This is a genomic window from Micromonospora chalcea (assembly GCF_002926165.1).
Classification (GTDB): Bacteria; Actinomycetota; Actinomycetes; order Mycobacteriales; family Micromonosporaceae; genus Micromonospora; species Micromonospora chalcea.
The window spans coordinates 15077-36743 of the sequence record NZ_MAGP01000124.1; the positions used below are offsets into that span (position 1 = coordinate 15077).

The following is a 21667-nucleotide window of genomic DNA, read 5'->3' on the forward strand; positions in this document are numbered from 1 at the left end:
ATGACCGGGCAGACGCGGGAAACCAGAGCGGATCACTGGAAAGCGAACTGGAGGACGTCGAATTCGTCCCACACGTACTGGCTGGCGTAGACGTGGTCGACATCGCCCAGCCACCGCTCCGTGCCGGTGAATCCACCGCCGAGCGTGAGCGGGCCGATCGCCGACCAGCCACCCACATAGGCGGCGGTGGCCTTCGTGCCGCCGATGAAATCGGGGCCGTTGACGTAAAGGGTGATCAGGCCGTTGGTGGGGTCCACCGAGCCGACGAGGCTGACCCAGTCCCCCGGGGCGACGTAATCGCCGGTGCACGCTCCTGTACGGCCGCTGGTCGCCGAATCGCTGGTCGCGACCGTGAAGCACCACGCCGGATCGGGTGTGCCGTCGCCGGTGACGTCGCGGTCGGTGCGGTAGCCGAGGGTGAACATGCTCGTCGCCACCCCGTTCTGCGCCACCGCGGTGTATGGCGCGGCCAGCGCCGTGTCGTCGGGGATCCTGACCCACGCGGCGACGGTGAAGCCGCTGACCGCGGAGGTGTTGAGCACCGGTGAGGCGGTGGTGAACACGCCGGTCCCGTCCAGGGTCGCCGCTGCCGCGTCAATCCGCCCCGGGCGGGTGTGCGGGTCGGTGGTCCCGCTGTAGACGGCGGGGAAGCCCGCCGGAACCGAGGCGGCGTCCTTGCCCTGGTCGTCGTCGAAGGTCCAGGCCCAGGAGTTACTGCTCGGGGTGACCAGGAACTCGTAGACCCGGGGGTCGGAGGTGGCGCCGGCGGCGTTGCGGGACTGCACCTGCAGCACGTTGAGCCCGTCACGCACCGGGGTGATCGACTCGACGGTGCTCGTGCCGGTCACCTCCCGCAGCGACAGGTCGTCCCAGAACACGGTCTTTCCCGAGCCCGGGGTCATGCCGTTGTAGAGGCGCACGAACGCCTCCGTCGCGGTGGTCGGGACGGTGACCACGATCGACAGTTTCTGCCACGTGTCGGTCGCGGTCGGGCGGTTCGAGGCGATGGTGGTGTAGCTGCCGGCGTTCATGTAGATCGGGACGATCGCCAACCCTCGCCAGTCGGTGACGGTCAGGCCCGTCGCCGCCGGCACGTAGATCCACCCGGTGACCAGATAGCGTTTGCCGGGTTGCATGCCCAGCCGCAGACCGCCGTTGTCCCCGCCGACCGTGGCGTAGGTGAACGGCGCTCCCGCCGTGCCGCCGGTGCCCGTCGGGGTGATCTGCAGCGAGTCGGAGCTGTTGTGACCACGCGCCGTGGAACGGGCGATTGTGGCGTAGCCGCCGGCGGTGAAGCCGGTCAGGTTCGACGACACCTGTTGCTGGTTCGCGGTCAACTTCTCCGCCTGCGGGGCGCCGGCCGCCACCGTCACCGCATTGCCCTGGTTGACCGAGTAGATGTACTCGCTGACGTCGCTGGCCGACCCCGACCCGAAGGTGAACGAACCGGCCTGACCGGGGCCGCCGCTCCACGTGCCGGTGTCCTTCGGTGGATAGGCGGTCGCCGACACCGACGGCAGCGACGGATCCTGCGTGTTGACGGTGAACTGGAACCAACCCGTGGTATCGCTGCACGTGGTCGCGTCGCAGGCGCGCACCCGCCAGAAGTAGACCCCGTCCGGCAGCGTCTTGCCCGACAAGGGCACAACCTTCCAGGGCCTGGCCGTGCCTGACGCGACCCCGGTGACCGCCGTGCCGGACTTCGCCATCAACGTGCCCTTGGTGCTGTTGAACACCGCGTACTCCGCCCGCAGGGTGCCCCCGTCCGGGTCCGACACGGTGGCCGTGAGCTGTGGTGTCCCCGAGCGCACCACCGCCGGCGAACTACACGCCGAGTAGCAGGAATCGATCTTCAAACCGGTGGGCACGTTCGGCGTCCGGTTGTACACCAACGTCACGTACGGGGTGTGCGCCGACGCCTCCGACGAGTTGAACTTCTTCCAGCCGGCGCTGCTGGACTCGCTCGACGCCCGCAGCCCGATCAGCGCCCACTGCTGCTCCACCGAGTCGAAGGCGGCTTGGAAGGACTTCTTCACCGACACCGACACCCAGCCGTCAGCGCATCCCCCGTAGCCCTTGGTACCGGTGGAAGTGCCATCACGTTCCAGCCACGATGGCTGGGTCCCCCAACGAGCTGACGAGTCAGCCCAACTCACCAGCCACGACTCCCAACCCGCCGGATTGCAGGAGTAGGAGTGGTAGTTCCACAGGAACAGCTCCGCGCTGATCACCTGTGCGCCGTCGAGGCCGCCCAGCCGCTGGAAGTTCATCAACGTCCGCGCCTTACAGCCCGACGGGCAGCCCTCATTCGCGTCGACGACGTACCCTAACTTCAGGGTCGTGTCGCCGGACTTGTCGGTATTCGCGATCGTGTCCTGCACATACCCGTCGAACGCCGGCCCCAGATTCACCGACGGATCGATCGTCACCGGGTACGTCACCTTCGGATCCTGATAGAAGACCGGGTCCGGAGTCATCACCAGATCGACGCCGCCACCGGTCGCCACCGCCGCGACCTTGACGTCCGCCCGGTGCTGCGGCTCGCCAGAGGACAACGTCCTCGCGTCCCACATCTCACCCTGCGACACCGTCACCGGCGCGTCACCGGCAGCCGTCACCGCCGAGCGCGCCGCCGCCGCACCAGCACCCACCGACCACGGCAGACTGATCGACGAGACAGACGCAGCCGCCGCCGGCGTCCTCACCCGGAACGAGTACGCGAAACCAGACCGGCGCGCCTCGACCATCAGATCGACGCCCGGCTTCACCTCGGCATAGGTGGCCGTCGTGCCGTCAAGGGTCGGCTCCGGCAACACACCACGCCACCCCAACGCCACCCGAGAGGCACCACTACCGGCCGCCGCCAGCGCATCCGCCTCCGCGGACCGCGCACCCGACAACCACAACCCACGCGCGTCCAACTTCGGAGCGACGCTGCCGTCCGAGCGCTTCTGCAACGCCAGGTCGAGATCTGCCCACTGCCCCGCGGCGTTCCTGGCTCGTACCGGGGCCGCAGACAACTCCGCGCGCACGGTTCCGTCCGGCTGCGCCCACGACCGCGACACCTCCGTCGTCGCGTCCGACACCAGCACCGGCTTACGGCTGCGATACGCCAACCGCATCGCCGACGCCTCATCCGCCGCCTGCAGCACACCGCTCTGCGCAGAGTCCTCCGAGGCGGAGCCGGCCTCCGCCGTCGCCGCCGACTGGTCGAAGATCACCGGCCCCGCAGATGTCGCCGCCAGAACAGCCGCCATCACCAGAGACACACGTCTCCCAGCGAAGACACGCGCACGCGTACTGAACCGCCACCGCAACACATCGCCCCCCGTGATCATGCCGACCGGCGACGCAGACGCTAGAGATCAGCACCAGTCTCTGTAAAGAGCGGTTACAACTTGCCACCACGAAACGCCTATAAATACTCAGAACCACACCCCCTCCGGGGGATGTCGTGACATGACGTAACGAGGCAAGCGCCGACTGAAGCGCGATCGGCTCATCCCTCGACGCCGGCAGGATTCTGACAACCACCGGCATCGCGCCCACTGCCCACGATGAACCGGCACTCGGCGCCCTCCGGCTGCGATAGCCGTTCGAACCACTGTTCCGCTTATTCACGGCGGCGCAGCCACGGCACGGGCCCAGTCGCGTCGATGCCTGGCCGAACACCAACCGGACGCGGCCTCGCCCGACCACTTCAGCCCCGCCGAAGAGGTCACCATTGAAGAAGGCCTGACCATAGGCTTACCGGTGGGATTCGAGTCTCAACCGGCGGGATCAGCACCGACGCGGCCACAACGACGCCGGTGCCTCACATCGATCCAACGCGACCGTCCTGTCAATCCCCTGGAATCGTGGAGGGCTCCGTTATGCGGCCTGGGCCTCCAGGGCGCGGGTTTCTGGTCGTTCGTAGTCGATGGGTGAGCGCCAGTTGCAGACGGAGTGGCGGCGGCGCTGGTTGTAGAAGTCGGTGATCCAGGTGGCGATCTTCAGGCGGGCCTCGGTACGGGTGCGGAAGTGACGGCGGTGCACGTACTCGACCTTGATGGTGGAGAAGGTGGCCTCGGCGACGGCGTTGTCGAAGCATGACCCGACCCGGCCCATCGACTGGCGTACGTTCCACCGGGCGCAGGCCCGGGCGAAGTCGGCCGAGGTGTACTCGCTGCCCCTGTCGCTGTGGAAGATCACTCCTTCGACGTTGCCGCCGCGGGTGACGGCGGCCATGTTCAGCGCGGCGACGACCAGCCCGGCGTCGTGGTGGGCGCCCATGGCGTAGCCGAGGATCCGACGGGAGTACAGGTCGATGACGGTGGCCAGGTAGAGCTTGCCCTCGTCGGTGCGGATCTCGGTCATGTCGCCGCACCAGGCGACATCCGGCGCCGGTGCGGTGAACACCCGCTTGACCAGGTCCGGTGCGGCCGGACGCTTACCTTGGCGGGTCAGGCCGCGTCGGCGGCGCTTGACCCGCGCGGCCAAGCCCAGCTCGGCCATGAGCTGCGCGATCGTGTTGTCGGAGACCTGCCAGCCGGACTCGCGCAGCTCGATGCCGATGCGAGGGCTGCCGTAGGTGCCGCCCGAGTCGTCGAACACCTTCTGGACCGCGGCCGTCAGCCGGACACGCCGGTCATCGCGGCGCGTTGGCGGCCGGTCACGCCACTTGTAGAACCATGACTCGGACACCCCCAACGCCCGACAGGCCACCGCGTGCGGCACGGAATGCTCGGTCCTCTGGGAAGCGATGAACCCGGCCACGCTCACCGGCCCGTCGCTTCCTTGACCCACAGGACCACGGATCGCTTGAGAACATCACGCTCCATCGCCAGCTCGGCGTTCTCCCGCCGCAACCGGGCCAGCTCCGCCCGCTCGTCCTCGGCCAACTTCCCGGCAGCGGCCTCACCGCGAGTCTCGCGGTCCCTCTTCACCCAGTTGGCCAGGGTCCCGCTGTTAATCCCCAGGTCACGGGCGACCTGCGCGATCGACCTCCCGGTCTCGCGCACGATGTGCACCGCGCCCGCCCGGAACTCCGGATCGAACTGGCGTCTCGCCTCAGCCATGAACCTCTATCCCTCAAGCTCTGGCCTCCACGCTACGAGGGGAAGGGCATCCCGATCGCGGCCGGCGAACTCGGCACGACAGCCGACGCGCCAGCGAAGCGGGGAGCATCAACGCCTGACCACTTCGGTCTTCTCTGGGAGGTCACGCCAGGCGCTTGCCCACATCGCCGCAGGTGAAGCCATCCGCTCTTCCCGGCATGGGTGAGCACTTCGGGTGCGGTGACCACTTCGCCAACCTGCACCCAATCTGCACCCACCTGTAAGGTGCGAGCCGCAACAAGCCCTTTACCGACCTAACCTGCGGATACTCCCCCACCAGGCGATATTGAGTGCCGTTGACTGCTGTTCGCTGCCGTTGAGTGCAGTTGTGTGAAGCAGGATGCCGCAGCGGCTCTGACCTGCGCAAATACGAAGCCGCAGGCAGGGGTGGGTGTAGTTGCGCGCCGTTGGGTGCCGTTCAACGCAGTTGAGGGCCGTTCAGTGCACCCCGTTGCTCCCAACATGCTCCCCGATCCAGGGCTTGCCGTAGGGTTGCTGCCGTCGAGCCGGTATGGCCGATCCTGCAGGTTGTCGGCAACCTGTCGTGGCTGCTGGCCAGAGCACCCTCGGGCTATGGCCGACGCCCGGTCAGCGACCGACAAGCTCCGGTGCTCCCGGTGCGCTCCCACGACCCGGCTGCCACAGCAATACGTGCCCCTGCCGCCACTTACGCACTACGGGGCCAGTGGTCGCCACCATCGGCGTTTCCTCCATGAGCTCAAGGATCGCTCTCAGCCTTTGTTCGTATTGGGCTACGGTCAGCCGATGTCCGCCGCCCACGCCGGGGATCAATGCCTTGTACCGATGGGGGAATGCCCCAGCACCCGCAACTCGATGTTGAAACGCGAATGCCCCTGCTGCTAGTCACCCAAGTCGCCGAGCATGGCGCCGCTCCCGCTGCCTCGCCGCCAACCGTAAGGTCGAATCGACGGCGAGGGCTCGTCACCCGCCCTACCTTCGCGGCGACGCAAACTGCCGCCACCGTAGCGGCGTGAGCCGATGCTGAGACGCGCCACATCTCTTACGGCCGCCTCGAACTGCAGGATGGAAGCCCGGTAGTTGTCCCATGCCTCGGCCCAGCCGTCGTCTTCGTCGAAGTGGTCGTACAGATCGTGATAGGCGTAAGCAAGCCGACGACCTGCGTCGTGCAGCTCTGGCGGTGCCGGCGTCATGAAGAACTTAGTGGTTGCTTCGTGGCGCTCGGCACGGAGGGCCGAGCCAGGCCGAGGCAGTTGGCGGAGCCTGGCGTCGATTATTTCGCCAGATGTCCTGTTGATGACCATGGCGAAGTCGGCGCTCGCAGCGAGGAGCCTGTCTACCGCGCGGTCTCGTCGCTCTGATCGGCGACGGAGAATCTCCCCGATCAGGACCAGCAAGCCACCCACGACCGCGCCAAACAGAGCCGTCAACGCCTCCACAAACACGATGATGACCCGCCGGAGCAAGGGGCGAGGGGCCAACTTGGACCAACGGCACGTAATACCACGGGCGGACGGTCAGAAGTTGAAGCGGAACCTAGTACTCCAACGTCACTTCGCCTGTCTGCGCTGGTAGTGGGCTCGTCGGGCTCGGGCTTGGGATGTTCGTCGCCAGATCGACCAGTGCAGGGTGTGCGCGGGTGGGAGCGTCACGGCGCGGACGAAGGCGTTGAGGAGTCGGCGGATCTCGGCGACGGTCAGCGCGATGATCTTCGGGTCGGTGTCGGGCTGCTGGGCTGCGAGGATGGTCAGGACGGCCAGGGCGAGCATGGCCAGGGTGATGAATCGGTGCCAGCCGGTCCAGCCGCGGACCTGGTAATGGTCCAGACCGACCTGACCTTTGCCGGTCTGGAACAACTCCTCGATGCTCCAACGAGAGCCGGCGACGGTCACGAGGGTGTGCAGCGGAACCGGTCGGGGTGACCAGCACAGGTAGAAGGCCCGCTCGCCGGTGCTCCGGTTACGGCGGATAAGCAGCCATCGGTGCTCGCCAGGTTGGGTGGCGGTGGTGATCCAGGCCCACAGGTAGTCGCGGGGACCTTTCGCGCCCGGCCCGCAGCTGTGGGGCTGCCACTCACGCCTGGGGATCCGGTCGGCGAGGTCGTCGACGCGGATCAAGGTGCGACCGTCGTTGACCACCACGCGTCGGTCGCAGCCGACGGCCAGGACGTAGCCGATCTGACGGTGTTCGAGGTCAGCACGCAGGCCGGGGTCGGCGCCGTAGACCTCGTCGCCGGTCACCCACCCGAACGGGACTCCGGCATCCAGTGCGGCGGCGATCATCTGCCGGGCGAGGGCAGGCTTCGTGGCGAACTCGATCTGGTCGGGGACGCCGGCAGCGGCGAGGCGGTCGGGCTGCTGACACCAGGTCGTCTCGGGTAGGTAGAGCCGACGGTCGATCATCGCCCGCCCCTCGGGCGACACGTAGGCCAGGAACACCCCGACCTGGCTGTTCTCGACACGTCCGGCGGTGCCGGTGTACTGCCGCTGGACCCCGACCGAGCACAGACCCTTCTTCAGGAAGCCGGTCTCGTCGCAGGCCAGCACCGCGTCGGGATGCCCGAGCTGCTCGATCAGCCAAGCCCGAGCGTCATCGCGGACGTCATCGGCGTCCCACAACGCGGTGCGCAGCAGCCGCTGCATCGCCTGCGGGTCGACGTGACCCGCCCGTTCGGCAAGCGACCAGCAGGTTTTGCGTTCCACGCCCGACAGCAGTCCTTCCACGAACTGCCCGGCGGTCCGGCGTGGCTCCGCCCGCACGAACCGGTCAGCGACACGCGTCACCGCCTCGTCGAGGATGACCCGCCATCCGACGGGGTCTACGCTGTGGCACGCGGCCACCGCACGATTTTCGGTTGTCCTCACAAACCATCGATGATCAACGCGGTGGCCGTCTTCATGCCTGCGCCACGCCCAACGCCGAAGCCAAGTGACGTTGGAGTACTAGAGTCTCAAACACGGGTGCGTATGGCCCACTGATACTTGCCATCACTTCCGAGGCCGCGATTGCGGAGGTTGGGATGGATCGGGGAGACAGACGCACCCGCGGAACGGCTCGGGCAGTTGTTGCCGTCACCGCGACCGCGCTGCTCGGGCTGGCTGGCAATGTGGTCACCAACCGCGTCGACCTGCCCGGGGAGCGGTGGCTGCTCGTGGTGCTGGGCGCCTTCCTGTTGCTGCTTGTGGTGGTTGCGGCGGTGGAGGTGCGTTCTCGCAGCGACGGGTCGGCCGTGGCTCCAACGGCGACCGCTGAAGATTCCGCAGGGCACCGGACCTCCGATGGTTGTACTTGTGAGGCGCCGCTCCAAGAGCTCCAGGTGCGTACAGTGCCTCACCAGCCGGGCCCGTGGCCGCTGCGGGCGCTGGCCGAGTTGGAAAGCAGGCGGTACTCGATATCAGACAACCGCGTAAGGAAGGTGTTCGGCGCATCTGGCTGGGAAGGAACGCTGCGGAGGCTGTACCCCGAAATCCCGTTGGTGTCGCTGGGCGGCTGCACGTTCCCGATCTGGGCTGAGGTCGCGGCACCCGAGCTCAGAGGCGACCTCGACTCAGCGATTGGGAACATCACCGATCACGTCCGGCCCGACAGGCGTCGGTACGACGCGGAAGGTCGGGGTTTCGACCACCGTGGCAGGGCGGAGTTCCGACGCACCTACTGGCGGCGCGACGAAGTTCGGCGGTTCAACGCGGAGACGTTCGCGCTCGACAACATCGAGCGCCACGGGCCCGGCAGGTTCCGCATTCATGCCCGCTACGGCACCTACTTTCAGTCGGTGGGGACCTCGGAAATGCTTGAACGCGAGTTCATCGACGTCGTGAGTCGCCGGCCGAATGCCGTGTGGTCGCTGAGCGACTTCCCGCGACGTGCCTGGCTGCGAGAACGGGCTGACGGAAATGAACTCTTCAACGGCACCCACCGGGCGGCCGCCTTGTCGGTGGCAGCAGTAATGATCGTGAAGGAGAAGCAGGGGTACAGCGCGCTGTTGAGCCGGAGATCCGGGGACGTCAAGACGCATCCGGGCTTCCAGCATGTCTTTCCCTCCGGAATCCTCGCGCCGACCAGCTCCCGGTACGGCAGTGAGCGCGCGGAGTACTCGGTGAAACGAGCCTTCCTTCGCGAGTTCGCCGAGGAGCTCTTCGGGTACGACGACCTGGCCTACGACAGCCGGGACCTCCGCGATCCACTCGGTGGCATCTGGCCGATCCAGCACCTGCTTAACGCCACCCAGCCCGCACCGATGGGGGAGCCACCGGCGGTCGAGATCAGATATACCGGCATCTCGGTGCCGCTACTTACCCTCCGCCCCGAGGTGTACGTGCTCGTGCTGGTCCGTCAGCCAGGCTGGTTCGATGAGCTGGTAAGCGGAGCGGAGCTCAGGTGCCGACGGCACGGATTCAACCTGAACTGGGAGTTTGAGGACGACCGAGACGACATCGACGGCAAGAGACTGGACTCGATCCGCGTTGAACTCGACGATCAGTTCGAGCTCATCGGCAGGCAGCGGCTCAGTCCGCTCAACACCGTTCCTCACGCCGCCGCAGCGCTATGGCTGGGTGCACAGGTCGCTCGCGAGCTGGTGTAGCGGGCACTTTCGGGCCGGTAGGCGCTGGCTCTGCGCCCCCGACCGTCACCTCCGGGGAACGATGAGCTCCTCGGCGTCTTCGGCGCGCCCGAATCGGTCAGGGTTCGCTGGCCCTTGGCCTGGCTGGTGCCAGCTGGCGTAGGTGATAATGCCGACGACTTTTGATGCCGTCATGGTGGCGCTGGCCTAGAACGACCGCCGGTTCCTCCTATGGCGGAGCAGGATCAGGGCGGCGGTGGCCCCGACTGCGGCGGCCACCGCGACGGACACCAATCGATCGTGGGGTCGAGGAGGAGGCGCGGCCGTTGGTGGCGTGATGAGCTGATGCGGCGAATGGGCAGGATTCGCCCGGGCGCACCCGCCGCCGTGGCAGCGGCGCTCACCCTGCTGGTACGCCCCTCGGCCGGGCACGGCCAGCCGCATCCTCTCCGCCGACGGATCCTTCCCTACGCCCTGACCTTTCAGCCCAGGAGGATCGTATCGGCGCAGCCTCGGGACTTCACGGGAGGTCAGATGGCGAGAGACACTGTGTACCGAGCCGCGGCCAGACAGACGAGCTGGGAATGAGATGCGCGATCCGTATCCGATTGTAAGGTCCGACGCCTTGGACGCTCCTGCGAGTCGGGGTCTGCTCGGCTTGGGCCGGAAGCGCCGTGAAGCGGTTGCCCTGCCTCACGTGGGGGCGCACGAGGTGCTGGTCTTCCGGGTGGACGACCGGTACGTCGTCGATCGCGCTGAGCTGTCCCTCGACGGCGATCAGGTCGTGCGCGCCGATCAGGTCATCCTCGTCAACGTTGCCGAGGACGTTCCCGTGACCGCGGAACTGACGGTGCCGTCCGCGGAGGCCGCCGACTTCACCGTGCGTGTGACGTTCGCCTGTACGGTCACTGATCCGGCGCGGGTGGTGCGAGAGAACTTGAACGCTGAGTCGGTGCTCCTCGCCTACCTGCGGCGAGACACCGAGCTGAGCCACCTGGCGCTGAACTACCGCATGAGCGATCTCTACGCACTGCGTCGTGACGTTACGGCGCGGATCAGGGCGTACTCGACGGTCAAGCCGCCGGCCGCACACGGTTTGCGGATGAGCTTGGTCGGGGTGGAGGTGCTGACCCCGGAGGAGGTGGCCGCGTTCGAGCAGCTGCGCCGCCAGGCGGCGCAGGAACGCGACGTGGCCGCCGTGCGCCAGCAGCGGCAGGAGCAGCGGTTGCAGGCCGAGACGCTGGAGTTCCGGCGGCGTCAGCTCGAACTCGCCTTGGAGACGATCGGCGCTGATCCGATCAAGGCCCTGATCATGGCGCAGACGCGCGGCGAGCTCGACGCCAAGGAACTCGCCGACGGGTTGGCGCGGCTGGAACGGGAGCGTGAGGAGCGTGAGGACAAGCTAGACCACCGGCGCGAGGCGCGCGAGGACCACAAGCGGCAGCTCGAGATGAAGCTGGAGGTCCTACGGGAACTCGCTAAAAACGGCCACCTCGACATGGTGAACGTCAAGGTGGACCAGCTCTTCGCTGACCTTTCCGGCTCGGGTCATGAGCTGAGTGCGCCCCAGCGCGAGGCCGTCAACCGAGAGGGCGTCGCCCCGATGGAGCAGCCAGAAGAAGGCGAGAGGCCATCTGCGGCATCGGGGAGTGCCAGCTCGTGGAGCACCGGTGGTGATGAACGACCGCCCATCACGGACTCTCCGGGACAGGCACCACGTTTCCTGGTTGCGGAAGCACCGAGCCAGGTACCGCTGGGTGCCGAGCTCAGCCTTGTCGTCCGTATCACGAGCGCGAAGCCCGGCGCTCTGCCAGCCGCGGCTGCCCGGTTGAGCGATCTGATCGTGGCTGAAGACGGAACACCGGTCACCGTAACCGTGCACGCGCCACCAGCGCTGCACCTCGGTGGTCCGCGGCAGCACACCTTCCTGGTGCTGCCGCGCGACGACCCCGCGCCGGTCCGATTCGGGCTCGCAGCCTGTCGCATCGGCCTGCATCGCATCGAGGTCATGGCATGGGCCGGTGGAACTTTCCTTGCCTCAGTCTCGGTAGAGCTGTCCGTCGCGGCCAACGGATCCTACGGTCTAACAACACCGAAGGTCGCACCGCTCTACTCCATGCGTTCGCAGCCAGGAGAGGCCACCATGGAGGTTCGGTACACCGGTGGTCACTACGAGTTTCAACTTCGCTCCGATCTGGCGCTCTTCCCGCCCGTCACAATCTCGGTGGCGCAGGAGCCGAGGTCTGCGGTCGAGCAGGCGCTGGGAACCCTGCGGCAACTCGCAGACGGGAGCCGGCAGCACGATCAGGCGACCACCCGGCGTCTGCTGCGGGCCAGCGGGACTCGGCTATGGAACGAGATGGTTCCTGAGTTGATACGCGACCAATTCTGGCAGATCCGCTCACATATGACGGCGTTCACGATCGCGACCGACTACGACGCCCTGCCCTGGGAAATCCTTTATCCACTCGACGCTGGCCAGGACGAAGGATTCCTCGTCGAACGCATCCCGGTGGTACGTCGGACTTACGGTCAGTTCCGCGCCTTCACGGTGAATGTACGGGAGCCGCATTTCGTCGTGCCGTCCGGCGGGCCCAAGGATGTGGCAGCCGAGATCGCCGCGATCCGCAGCATCGTCGGCGGCGGCCAGCCCATCACCACCATGAGCGCGTTCCTCGAACTCGTCGAATCTGGTGCTATGGGAGCCGCCCACTTTGCTTGCCACAGCACCTTCGGGTTCGACGGTTCGAGGATCATGCTGGACGACGGCGCGCTGGAGCCGTGGATGCTGAGCGCCGCCGAAGCTCAGCGGGCCTTGGCATCGTCCCAGCCTGCCGTATTCATCAACGCGTGCCGCAGTGCTGGCACCGCCCCCCGCTACACGAGCATGATGGGGTGGGCCCAGAAATACATGGCTGCCGGTGCCGGTGCGTTCGTCGGCACGCTGTGGGCCGTGCGGTCCAGTAGTTCCGCCCAGTTCGCCGCCGCCTTCTACCAGGCACTGATGGACGGCGCCATGCTTGGCGAGGCTGCCCACGCGGCGCGGACCGCGGAGCACGAAGATCTGCTCGACCCGACGTGGCTGGCGTACACGGTGTACGGAGACCCCTTCGCTGTCGCCGCCTGAGCCCTCGACCCGTAGTGCCGCCGAGCGGAGACAGGAACCCAGAGGTGAACGTCGCAGACTACACCGCGCCCATTAACGAACTCGTCACCGCCGTGAAGAACGCTGTCAGCCAAGCGGACGTGTCAGCGGCCAACTCAGCCAAAGACATGCAGATAGGGTCTGTTCAACTAGTCCTCAATGCGGTTGCGACGACCAAAGCCGGCGGTAGCCTCGACTTCCGTATTCCGGTCATCGGCTGGAAGGTGACGGTCGGGGCGAGCCGTACCTGGCAGAGGACACACACAATCGACATCACCCTCGTACCCGAAGGTGCGCAGCCCCGCTACGAGATCCGGGACCACCTTGTCGAGGGCACCCTCGTCGAAGCGATCAACACTATCCGGGCAGCTATCGCCGCGGCTGGCGGAGGCGATGATCCCCTCGTGTTGAAGACGGGAAGCGTTGAACTGGTCTTCGCTGTCACCGACACCGGTTCCATCTCGGTAGGCGTGGACGGCGAACTCAGCGATGAGATCACGCACACGCTCAAGCTGGAACTGTTACCAGCGAAGACACCGTAACGAGCCGTCGGTCGGCGCCGGCGCTACAGTCCGTCCGTGGTCAGGCCCTCCTTCTACGCGCGGCCCGAGACCGAGGGCTGCGTTTTGAGCGTCGCCCCAGCGGTGGCGAGTTGGGACGCGGCTGGCTCGCGCGGTCAGGCGCGGTCCTCAGTATTCATCGACGGCGGCTGCACCACCGTCGCTCAGCAGGCTGTGAGCAATGCCGGCCCTCTCGCGTTGCGGCTGGACGTCGGGCTGGCGGATACGGCGCCGCTATACGCCTCCCACGACCTGGACAACTACCTGTTTCCGCTGGCGCCGCAGCTGGTGAGGCGGACGGGGCGGGACTTCGTCTCGGTATGGGCGACCAAGCGTCACGCAGCGGCATCCTCCGTGGCGGTCTGCCCGGCCGTACCGGTCGATGATCCTGGCGGGACCTACGTGTTCGACGTGACGACGACGGCACGAGGGTGTACAAGGAGCAGATTCGTGATCAGATCATGACTGCCAGCACGCTGCCGGGCGATGGCGTCGCGCTGCAGCTCGCGTTCGTTGTCGGACCCCGCCGGGCCTGGCCGAATCTGTGGAAGCCGACGATCGACGCCTTGGGAGCGATCCTCGGCCATGACGGCGGCGTGCGGGAGTGGAACGCCCGCGATGGGCGCATCACCGATCTCGGGCTGCACTGCGTCGTTGACCCCACCGTCGGCAGCCTGGTCCGGATCGCGATCCGGGCGTCCCCGGCCCAACACGTCGGCGACGCCGCGGTTGCGCAGTTCGGTGAGGTAGCCGACCCACTGCTTGGCACCCTCCCCGCCGATCCCGGCCCACATACCGAGCACGTCGCGTTCTCCGTCGAGGCTGATACCGACCACGACGTAGACGGGCCGGTTCGCGACCTGCCCCTCGCGGATCTTCATCACCAAGGCGTCGATGAACACCACCGGATACACCCTGTCGAGCGGCCGCTGCCGCCAGGCTTCCATCTCCTCCAGCACGCTGTCGGTGACCCGGCTGATCAATTCCCGGGACACGTCCGCGTCATACACGTCCGCCAGATGCGCGGAGATCTCCCCGGTGGTCAGGCCCTTGGCATACAGCGACAGGATCGCCTCGTTGAACCCGTCCAACCCGCGGACGTGCTTCGGCACGATCCGCGGCGTGAACGACCCGGCCCGGTCCCGAGGAACCTGGATCCGCACCGGCCCGACCTCGGTTTGCACCGTCTTCGCTCCGTGCCCGTTGCGAATGTTGCTCCGCCGACCCGATTCCTCGTCGACACCAGCGTCGTCAAGATGGGCATCCAGTTCGGCGTCGAGCGCTGATTCCAGGACCGTGCGGGTGATCCCCGCGGGGAGCCCACCCGGGCCGACCAACGAGACTCCGTCGGCCTTGGCCCGCTCGACCAGCTGCTGCGCGAACTCCACCTCAGCCGCCGTCGGTTCAGGAAGCTGAACCGCCTTCTTCTTGTCTGCCATGACGTGGTCCTTCCCGGACAGGAGCAACGTCCTGGCCAACGGACCACACCCAGGTCAAACACGGAAATCTACGCAGTCCTACTCGTCGCGCAGGCGTCAAGGTCCGCTTGACGTGACAAGCCAGGGCGACAGTCCGCTCCCAGACGAGCTTATCGACAGCAGACAGTGCCTACTTGCGCTCGACGCGTATCGTGAGCGGATGGAATGGTCGACTATCCTGGGCACAATCGTAGGTGCGATTGTCGGGCTTATTTCAGTTTTCTTGGCCGATCACCTTCGTTGGCGACGTGAAAACAAAAGTCAGTTGCTGCAAGCGCGTCAACAGGTTTACGTCGATTTTCTCGCCGCTCTAAGTAAAGCCCACTCCGAAATGCGGTCGGTCGCGTTTCGTGGCGAGGTTTCTGATACTGAAATGCGTAACGCACTACTTGAGGCCATTGATGCATCAGGAATTTGGCGGCTGCGTCAAAGTGTTTCTCTGATTGGCTCGAGGCAACTCATGCATGAAGTAGTTGTAGCTGCTCGGAAGTTGGAAGGTGTGTGCGAAGCCTTGAGTTTGGATGCCGATGTTTCGGGCGATCGGTACATCAAGGCGCGAAACAACCTGTGGGCCGCCAATGCGGCTCTTCGTGAGTCGATGCGTAAGGATCTCGGAATTGCGGGAGATCCCGACCCCGACATGCATGCTTACCGTCATCTCGGAAACTGATATCAGCTTTACGACGACTTGCGTCCGGGAGGCTCGCAGAGTGCTTCCTTGCCTCGTGCCCGAGCCGTGCCCGATGCAAGGGTTAATACCGGCCATCACGAACCCGTGGCATGGCTGGAAGTAGCGCCCAGTAGCGACACTCCGTCATGGAACTACCGTCTGCGCAGATCAAGACGCTTCGCAAGCTGAGGGTGGCCGCCCGATCCTGGATGGTGCGCCCGCGAGTTCGTTGCCTCGGGGCGATGTCATGGAGGCTATTCGAGCGGCACGACGCGGAAATCGGTGACGAAGCTGGCGATGCGCCCGTCCGCGGTGTGACCTACATACGTTGCGTACACGCCGTCGCCCCATCCAGAGCCGACGACGTACACGTTGGCTCCGGTCCGCTCCTCCGCTACCGCGGAAACGACGGCGTCGATCGGGTCGTCCGGAACCTGCGCCGGAATGAAGACCTCGTCGATCCTCTCGAAGTCCCACTCGCGCAGTGCCTCGAGGGCGACCTGGTCGGCGAGCGTCCCGATACCCGAGTCGGCCGCGTACCCGAAGAAGTCCTCGTCGCCGAGTGAGGCGACGTCCTGGCCTGGGAGCAGGGCCATGCTCCACGCCGCGACCGGTTCGTCCACCACCGTCACTGCAAGGCGGTGATCCGTCGCTGCCCCTCGCCGCCGTCGGCATGCACCAGCGCCACCCAAGCCCGCAGCGGATACCTGCCGGGCGCCACCGAGCCAACGAAAGGAGTGGCCTGCGCCACCAGCGGATCACACCCCACGACCTTGCCGGACGGCAGCATCACCGGCCCAAGCTCGTACGGCTCGACACGATAGGTGACCCCATCGCTCTCGACGCGATACCCGGCGGTCAACACCGCATTGAGATCCGGCACGTAGGGCATGACGCGCAGCGTATCCAGGACACCGCCTCCGACCGAAAGCCGCGTCAGGCCACCGGCCGAGTTCCCACACCCCCGGGTGCGGCAAAGGAGTGCACGGGCCTCTGCTGGTCGACGGCGGGCTGTGTGCCGTCCGACATGCGATCATCGCCGCATGTACGAGCGGGCGGACGAGTTGCGACGATTGCTCAACGAGTGGGATTTCATCGGTGTCTTCGATCCGGAGACCAACGTCGACGAGTACGACTGCATGCTTTCGCCGCTGTTGACGAGGCTGGCCGGTGGTGCGGACAGCAACGAGATTCGGGAGTACCTCGACGAGGAGATCCGCGGTCACTTCGGCATGTCGCCCGAGGGCGCCGGCACCGGGCCCATGGCCGAGCGTCTGGTTGCCTGGCCGGAGGTGGGAGACGGCGAGCACTGACCGATCTGGCGGGCCGCCGCGTCGGAGCGGGTGCTGCGTGACCTCGTCCGGGCTGGCTTCGCGTCTGCCCGGGCTGCCTCGGTCAGTTGCCGAACGATCTCGGCGAACCCGACGACGGCCACGATTGAAGCCGGCCACCGCGCCATGCCGCCTCGGAGCCATTGATATTGGCCAGGCCCTCGGACGGCGGCAGATCAGTGCGGCTCCGTCTGGCGGCTGTGCCAGGCGGTCTCGTGAATCGTTCGGGCTGAGGTGGCCCGGTTCCTTCGGCGTATGTCACGCTCGGGCGGTGACGATCACCAGGCCGATGGTTGCCGGAGCGGTCGTTGCCCTCGCTGGGCACGGCCTTGCTGTTGGGTTCACGATCGCCCTGGCCACCGCCGCTGGTGGCGCCCCGAATGCAGACTTGGACGCCGGTGGCAGGTTCGCGGCGCTCTTCTTCGGCGTACTCACGTACGGCATCGCCCAGCTGGTGTTGCTGGGCAGCTGCTTCGCGCTGTCCGGACGGCTCGGCCGTGGGTCATCGTCTGGCCTCGTAGCTGGCTGGATATTGGGACTGGCCACGAGCCTGTACTACCTGTGCGGCGGGTTCGGCGCCTAACGAATGCCCGGCCACCTGCACGCCATGACGCATACGGCAGGCGCGACCGAACGCTGCGCCCGGTCAGCGGCAGAAGAGCAAAGGGATCCCTCGGCACAATCAGATCCCGAGGCGTTCGATCAGCATCTCGATGTTGGGCGCAACCTCGATCCAGTCCGCCGCTGTGCTGAGGTAGATCACCGACGGTGCGACCGACGAAGGTCTGTAGTCCAACGCAAACGGCCGGTCAGGTCCGAGGTCACCGATCAGGAGAGACCGGTCGGGATCCACGTCGCCGGGCGGGCTCTGCCGGTCCGGTTGACCGAGGTAGAACCCGCGATAGTCCTCAGGGATGTCATCGAGCCAGCGCCTGTTGGCCGTCATCCGACTCAAAGGAAGGAACTGCGGCGCTACGGCGTCATCACGAAGACTTCCCGATACGTCGACGACGAGCGGTCTGGAGCTACCCACCGACCCTGCTGCAGCACCCGGAGCAGCGCAGACGGGGCCGACAAGCTGTCGATGATCATGTAACTATCGTCGGTGCTCCGAGCGGCCCCCACAAGACTTCGACGCACACCACCAGCGGCAGAAGAGGAAGCCGAACGCAGCAGTGTGCACCGATGGCAGGTGGCAGCCGTTGACAGCCGCTTAAGTCGACAAGCTGACAATACTGCGCATGACATAGGGCACTATCGTCGATAGCCTCCACTCACGCCATAACGGGACGCTAGCTCTCGCCTTGGCGGTTAACCCAGTTTGAAAGCAGATGTAAAGTTGGCGAAAAATGCGCAAGAGCGGTTCAGGGGCCAGTTGATGCTCCAGATCTCAGCCGGCCGGTTCTTCCGCGCTGGCATACCCATAAACGAGCACCTCCACCGGCACGCCGTCTATAGCAACGGCTGGCTCATCGAGTCCGTCGCAGTAGAGTTGCCCGTCGGAACCATTATCGGCTCCACCGGGATCCATGACATCTCCACCATCATGATCGAAGCAGTCGATCGGCTCGAGGCACAACGGCCAGATGGCACGAATGAATTCATGGTGGCGACCGGAGGATACGAGCTCGTCGATGACATCGCGTACGTGATGACTTTCGTCCTCAACCTGAACTTTTGTCGCAACCACGATCAGGTTCGCAGGCTGGTGACTCGCGTTGGCGGCGTTGGCCGACGTGACGGTGCCGCTAGTTTGTTTCCAGGCCTGTTCGACCCGCGGCAGGTTATCCAGCCCTCGGATTTGAACGAAGTGAAGCGATTTATGGACGAGTTGATCGCCCTTGGTCGCGAAGATTTCGCCCGCGTTATGCGGGTCATACGCAATACGGTAGACGCGACCCGGCGCGCCATTGATGACTCTACGGGCGCATATACTGACCTCGTCGCCGCACTGGAGTCCCTCGGAGACGAACACCTTACGAACCCGGCCAGTTGGGACCGTTACGAGGGCAGAAAGCGAAAGATAATCGACGCTGCGCTAAAAGGTCAAGAAGAGTCATTTGCCGATAGGATGCGAGTTGCGGTCCTAGAAGCTGACCGCGTCGGCCTTAAACGCCGGTTCGTATCGTCGACCCTGGCGCGGGTTTCGTCGGCATACTACCGCGGCGAGGCGGTCGGCCAGGGGCACCCGCCACGGTCCGCAGACCTTGAGCGGCTACTCGGTGTCGCATATGACATTAGATCCAAGAGGAGCCATGTTCTTGAGGACCTGGGCGACGAAGCTTGGGTATTCACCGACGGAGCCGAAACCGTCTTCGAGCCCAATTTTAGCCGCATATTAACCCTCGCTGGCCTTTGGCGGTTGGTCCGGCATGTTGTGCGCCAGTTCGTCGCCGATGCGCCTAAGGTAGCGCCCGAGCCTTGGGACTACCGCAACGCGCTTCCTGGGATAATCCGTGCGCAACTCGCCCCACAGTATTGGGTCTGGCAGGCGGACGGTTTCGATAGCAAGACCGCAGAAAACTGGTTTAATGGTGTTGTCGAAGCACTTGTTGCCCACATCTCAGGCGATACCCGCGAAGGCATTGACCTGTCGCAGGTCATCGGCAAGATTGAGAATCTCGCTCCGAATTTACCCGACGGTGACTCAAAGACAGCCATGGTCGCCATTTACGCGCTTTGGCACGAATGGGTAGAACCTAAGGAGCGCAGTCCTAGCGCCGCAGCCTTCCTCGACTCCCATCAGGAATGCTTGGAGGCCCCCTCTCCGACTGCCTTCACGCTCGGTCTGCTGTCGAATCGCAGGCGTCCCGCTTGGAGCGCAGACGAGTGGGCTGAGCTCGCAATGACGCGACGAACTGCTCGAATCAAGGGCAAGGAAGCCCCTCTGCCCGCAGCCGTCGATGCCCTGCTTCAGCTCGAAGCCGCTGATCAGTTGGAGGCGGTGGGACGGCACGCCGAGGCTGTACGTTTCGCGTCTAACGCTGTCGAAGAATTTCCTGGGAATGAGGATCTCCTCGCCTGGGAGAGGCGACTGATCGCAGGCGACCATGATCCTGCCTTCAGCGTTCATAAATTTCTTTTCGGCAAAGAGCCGAAGGAGGCGCCCGCAAAGGAAGAATCGACCATCGAAAGCGTGGAAGCCTCGACCCCCGAAGAGTTACAGCAGGAATAAGCCCGTGTGGTGGCTTAGGTGCGGCTGCACTGCTTTCGGCACATCCGGACGCCGACGAACGGCGCCGACGGCACTTGGGTGACAAGCGCTTTGCAGCATGAGCGGCCAGCGTAGCGATACAGGATCGAACTAAAGACGATGCGGTCACAGGTATGACCAGCGATGATCGGTCGGTGGGAAAGGTGCGCGGGGCCGATGGTCTGCGCGGCCGTTTCGAGGGCGCGTTGCGCGACCTGCGGGGGCGGCGCCTAACGTCGGTCGACTACTGGGACGTGCACAACTTCGGCCCGAAACGCGCGCCATGGGACTATGGCGACTGGCACCACGCCGTCATGGGCGTGCAACTCGGCACCGACCTCGGCGCCGTGACCGTGACCTGGACCGACACATTGAGCCTTTTTCATCCTGCGTAGCGGGCGGCTTCGACGTGGTGCAGAACGAGGGTGGCCTGCACGATCGCGGTAGCGCGGCGCGGGCAGCAGCGAAGCTTGGCCAGGATCTTCCAGGTCTTGAGCGTGGCGATCGCGCGCTCACCGCGGGCGCGGATCTTCGCGTGCGCCCGGTTGACCGTCTTCTGCCGGCGTGACAGCTTCGGCCGGAAGCGGCGCCGCTTGAACGGGATGCGCAGGCTGCCACGGGCGCCCTGGTAGCCCTTGTCCGCGAAGGTCATCACATCGGCGCTGGTCAAGGCTTCGATGATGCCGTGGGTGCGGGCGGCGGTCAGGTCATGCGTTGAGCCTTTTCCAGCCTGATCTTGCAGGTCAGCCCGGGTCGGCAAGGGGTGCTGATCGATGAGGGCGAGGCTCCAGGTAGGACAGCAAATCGACCAAAACCCGATGCCCCGACCGGGAGCCTCGCCATGCTGTCCTACCCTGCCACGATCCCGTTGTCCAACCGGACCCTGAACCACCTCGCCGAGCGAATCCGCGGCCACCGCCAGCAGCGCAAATCCCGGTGGAGGCGACTGACCCCGGGCCGCCAGGCACTACTCGCCCTGGCCCACCTGCGCAACGGCGACACCTACACCCGCCTCGCCGCCGGCTTCGAGATCGGCGTCGCGACCGCCTGGCGCTATGTTCAAGAAGCAATCGCCCTGCTCAGCGCTGCCGCCGAGGACCTGGACACCGCCATGCGGCGCATCCGACAACTGGCCTACACGATCCTGGACGGCACGCTGATCCCGATCGACCGGGTCGCCGACCAGAAGCCGTACTACTCCGGCAAGCACAAACGTCACGGCGTGAACGTGCAGGTCATCGCGGATGCGGCCGGGCGTCTCGTCCGGGCATCGGCCGCGCTGCCCGGTTCAACGCATGACCTGACCGCCGCCCGCACCCACGGCATCATCGAAGCCTTGACCAGCGCCGATGTGATGACCTTCGCGGACAAGGGCTACCAGGGCGCCCGTGGCAGCCTGCGCATCCCGTTCAAGCGGCGCCGCTTCCGGCCGAAGCTGTCACGCCGGCAGAAGACGGTCAACCGGGCGCACGCGAAGATCCGCGCCCGCGGTGAGCGCGCGATCGCCACGCTCAAGACCTGGAAGATCCTGGCCAAGCTTCGCTGCTGCCCGCGCCGCGCTACCGCGATCGTGCAGGCCACCCTCGTCTTGCACCACGTCGAAGCCGCCCGCTACGCAGGATGAAAAAGGCTCATAGACCATGCAAAGTCGGGC

At 65.8% G+C, this 21667-nt stretch carries 18 protein-coding genes and 1 pseudogene; 9 read left to right on the forward strand and 10 right to left on the reverse strand.

Annotated elements, in window-relative coordinates; translation table 11 throughout:
- Positions 1-32: 32 nt before the first annotated feature.
- From BAW75_RS19725 to BAW75_RS19745, 5 genes are all read right to left on the reverse strand, one after another.
- Complete coding sequence (locus tag BAW75_RS19725; protein ID WP_167435592.1) at positions 33-3269, reverse strand: DNRLRE domain-containing protein; 3237 nt, start codon at positions 3267-3269, stop codon at positions 33-35.
- Positions 3270-3870: 601 nt separating this feature from the next.
- Complete coding sequence (locus tag BAW75_RS19730; protein ID WP_338109319.1) at positions 3871-4785, reverse strand: IS3 family transposase; 915 nt, start codon at positions 4783-4785, stop codon at positions 3871-3873.
- On the reverse strand, positions 4758-5057 hold the full coding sequence (locus tag BAW75_RS19735) for a transposase (RefSeq protein ID WP_104114488.1): 300 nt from the start codon (positions 5055-5057) through the stop codon (positions 4758-4760). The genes BAW75_RS19730 and BAW75_RS19735 overlap by 28 nt, the downstream gene beginning before the upstream one ends.
- An 899-nt stretch (positions 5058-5956) precedes the next feature.
- Positions 5957-6514, reverse strand: a complete 558-nt coding sequence (locus BAW75_RS19740; RefSeq protein ID WP_146074865.1) for a hypothetical protein — start codon at positions 6512-6514, stop codon at positions 5957-5959.
- A 111-nt stretch (positions 6515-6625) separates the two neighbouring features.
- Positions 6626-7858: an IS701 family transposase gene (locus BAW75_RS19745; protein ID WP_104114508.1), complete on the reverse strand. Its 1233-nt coding sequence runs from the start codon at positions 7856-7858 to the stop codon at positions 6626-6628.
- A 236-nt stretch (positions 7859-8094) separates the two neighbouring features.
- Here BAW75_RS19745 and BAW75_RS19750 point away from each other — a divergent pair, with 236 nt between their 5' ends.
- The 3 genes from BAW75_RS19750 (at position 8095) to BAW75_RS19760 (ending at position 13323) form a co-directional block, all read left to right on the forward strand.
- Complete coding sequence (locus tag BAW75_RS19750) at positions 8095-9657, forward strand: hypothetical protein (protein WP_146074866.1); 1563 nt, start codon at positions 8095-8097, stop codon at positions 9655-9657.
- 676 nt (positions 9658-10333) lie between these two features.
- A complete protein-coding gene (locus BAW75_RS19755) occupies positions 10334-12763 on the forward strand; it encodes a CHAT domain-containing protein (RefSeq protein WP_167435593.1) in 2430 nt (809 codons plus the stop codon).
- 44 nt (positions 12764-12807) lie between these two features.
- A complete protein-coding gene (locus BAW75_RS19760; RefSeq protein WP_064448884.1) occupies positions 12808-13323 on the forward strand; it encodes a trypco2 family protein in 516 nt (171 codons plus the stop codon).
- A gap of 416 nt (positions 13324-13739) precedes the next feature.
- Here the strand turns inward: BAW75_RS19760 and BAW75_RS19770 are convergent, their stop codons facing one another.
- A complete protein-coding gene (locus tag BAW75_RS19770) occupies positions 13740-14780 on the reverse strand; it encodes an IS256 family transposase (protein WP_231915673.1) in 1041 nt (346 codons plus the stop codon).
- A gap of 199 nt (positions 14781-14979) precedes the next feature.
- Between BAW75_RS19770 and BAW75_RS32095 the strand changes: the two genes are divergently transcribed.
- Complete coding sequence (locus tag BAW75_RS32095) at positions 14980-15489, forward strand: hypothetical protein (RefSeq protein ID WP_146074867.1); 510 nt, start codon at positions 14980-14982, stop codon at positions 15487-15489.
- 254 nt (positions 15490-15743) lie between these two features.
- Here BAW75_RS32095 and BAW75_RS33570 read toward each other — a convergent pair whose 3' ends face one another.
- Both BAW75_RS33570 and BAW75_RS33575 read right to left on the reverse strand, forming a co-directional pair.
- Positions 15744-16112 (reverse strand): DUF4241 domain-containing protein, encoded by a 369-nt coding sequence (locus tag BAW75_RS33570; RefSeq protein ID WP_275937804.1) that lies wholly within the window; start codon positions 16110-16112, stop codon positions 15744-15746.
- Between the two features lie 5 nt (positions 16113-16117).
- Entirely contained in the window at positions 16118-16381 is a 264-nt protein-coding gene (locus tag BAW75_RS33575; RefSeq protein ID WP_275937805.1) for a DUF4241 domain-containing protein, read from the reverse strand.
- 151 nt (positions 16382-16532) lie between these two features.
- Between BAW75_RS33575 and BAW75_RS19780 the strand changes: the two genes are divergently transcribed.
- Together BAW75_RS19780 and BAW75_RS19785 are read left to right on the forward strand one after the other, a co-directional pair.
- Complete coding sequence (locus BAW75_RS19780; RefSeq protein WP_104114491.1) at positions 16533-16802, forward strand: hypothetical protein; 270 nt, start codon at positions 16533-16535, stop codon at positions 16800-16802.
- Positions 16803-17091: 289 nt separating this feature from the next.
- Positions 17092-17403, forward strand: coding sequence for a hypothetical protein (locus BAW75_RS19785; protein WP_146074868.1), 312 nt, complete (start codon positions 17092-17094; stop codon positions 17401-17403).
- Positions 17404-17502: 99 nt separating this feature from the next.
- Here the strand turns inward: BAW75_RS19785 and BAW75_RS19790 are convergent, their stop codons facing one another.
- Positions 17503-17853, reverse strand: a complete 351-nt coding sequence (locus BAW75_RS19790; protein ID WP_146074869.1) for an SMI1/KNR4 family protein — start codon at positions 17851-17853, stop codon at positions 17503-17505.
- 288 nt (positions 17854-18141) lie between these two features.
- On the opposite strand from BAW75_RS19790, the gene BAW75_RS19795 reads away from it, so the two are divergent.
- Both BAW75_RS19795 and BAW75_RS19800 read left to right on the forward strand, forming a co-directional pair.
- Positions 18142-19995: a hypothetical protein gene (locus BAW75_RS19795; RefSeq protein WP_146074870.1), complete on the forward strand. Its 1854-nt coding sequence runs from the start codon at positions 18142-18144 to the stop codon at positions 19993-19995.
- Positions 19996-20147: 152 nt separating this feature from the next.
- Positions 20148-20408 (forward strand): hypothetical protein, encoded by a 261-nt coding sequence (locus tag BAW75_RS19800; protein ID WP_208635277.1) that lies wholly within the window; start codon positions 20148-20150, stop codon positions 20406-20408.
- Here the strand turns inward: BAW75_RS19800 and BAW75_RS19805 are convergent.
- A pseudogene (locus BAW75_RS19805) lies at positions 20396-20734 on the reverse strand (transposase family protein); the annotation flags it as partial. The gene BAW75_RS19800 and the pseudogene BAW75_RS19805 overlap by 13 nt on opposite strands.
- A 120-nt stretch (positions 20735-20854) precedes the next feature.
- On the opposite strand from BAW75_RS19805, the gene BAW75_RS19810 reads away from it, so the two are divergent.
- Positions 20855-21637 carry a transposase family protein gene (locus BAW75_RS19810; protein WP_104114494.1) on the forward strand — a complete coding sequence of 261 codons (783 nt, stop codon included), beginning with the start codon at positions 20855-20857 and terminating at the stop codon, positions 21635-21637.
- The last annotated feature ends 30 nt before the right edge of the window (positions 21638-21667 follow it).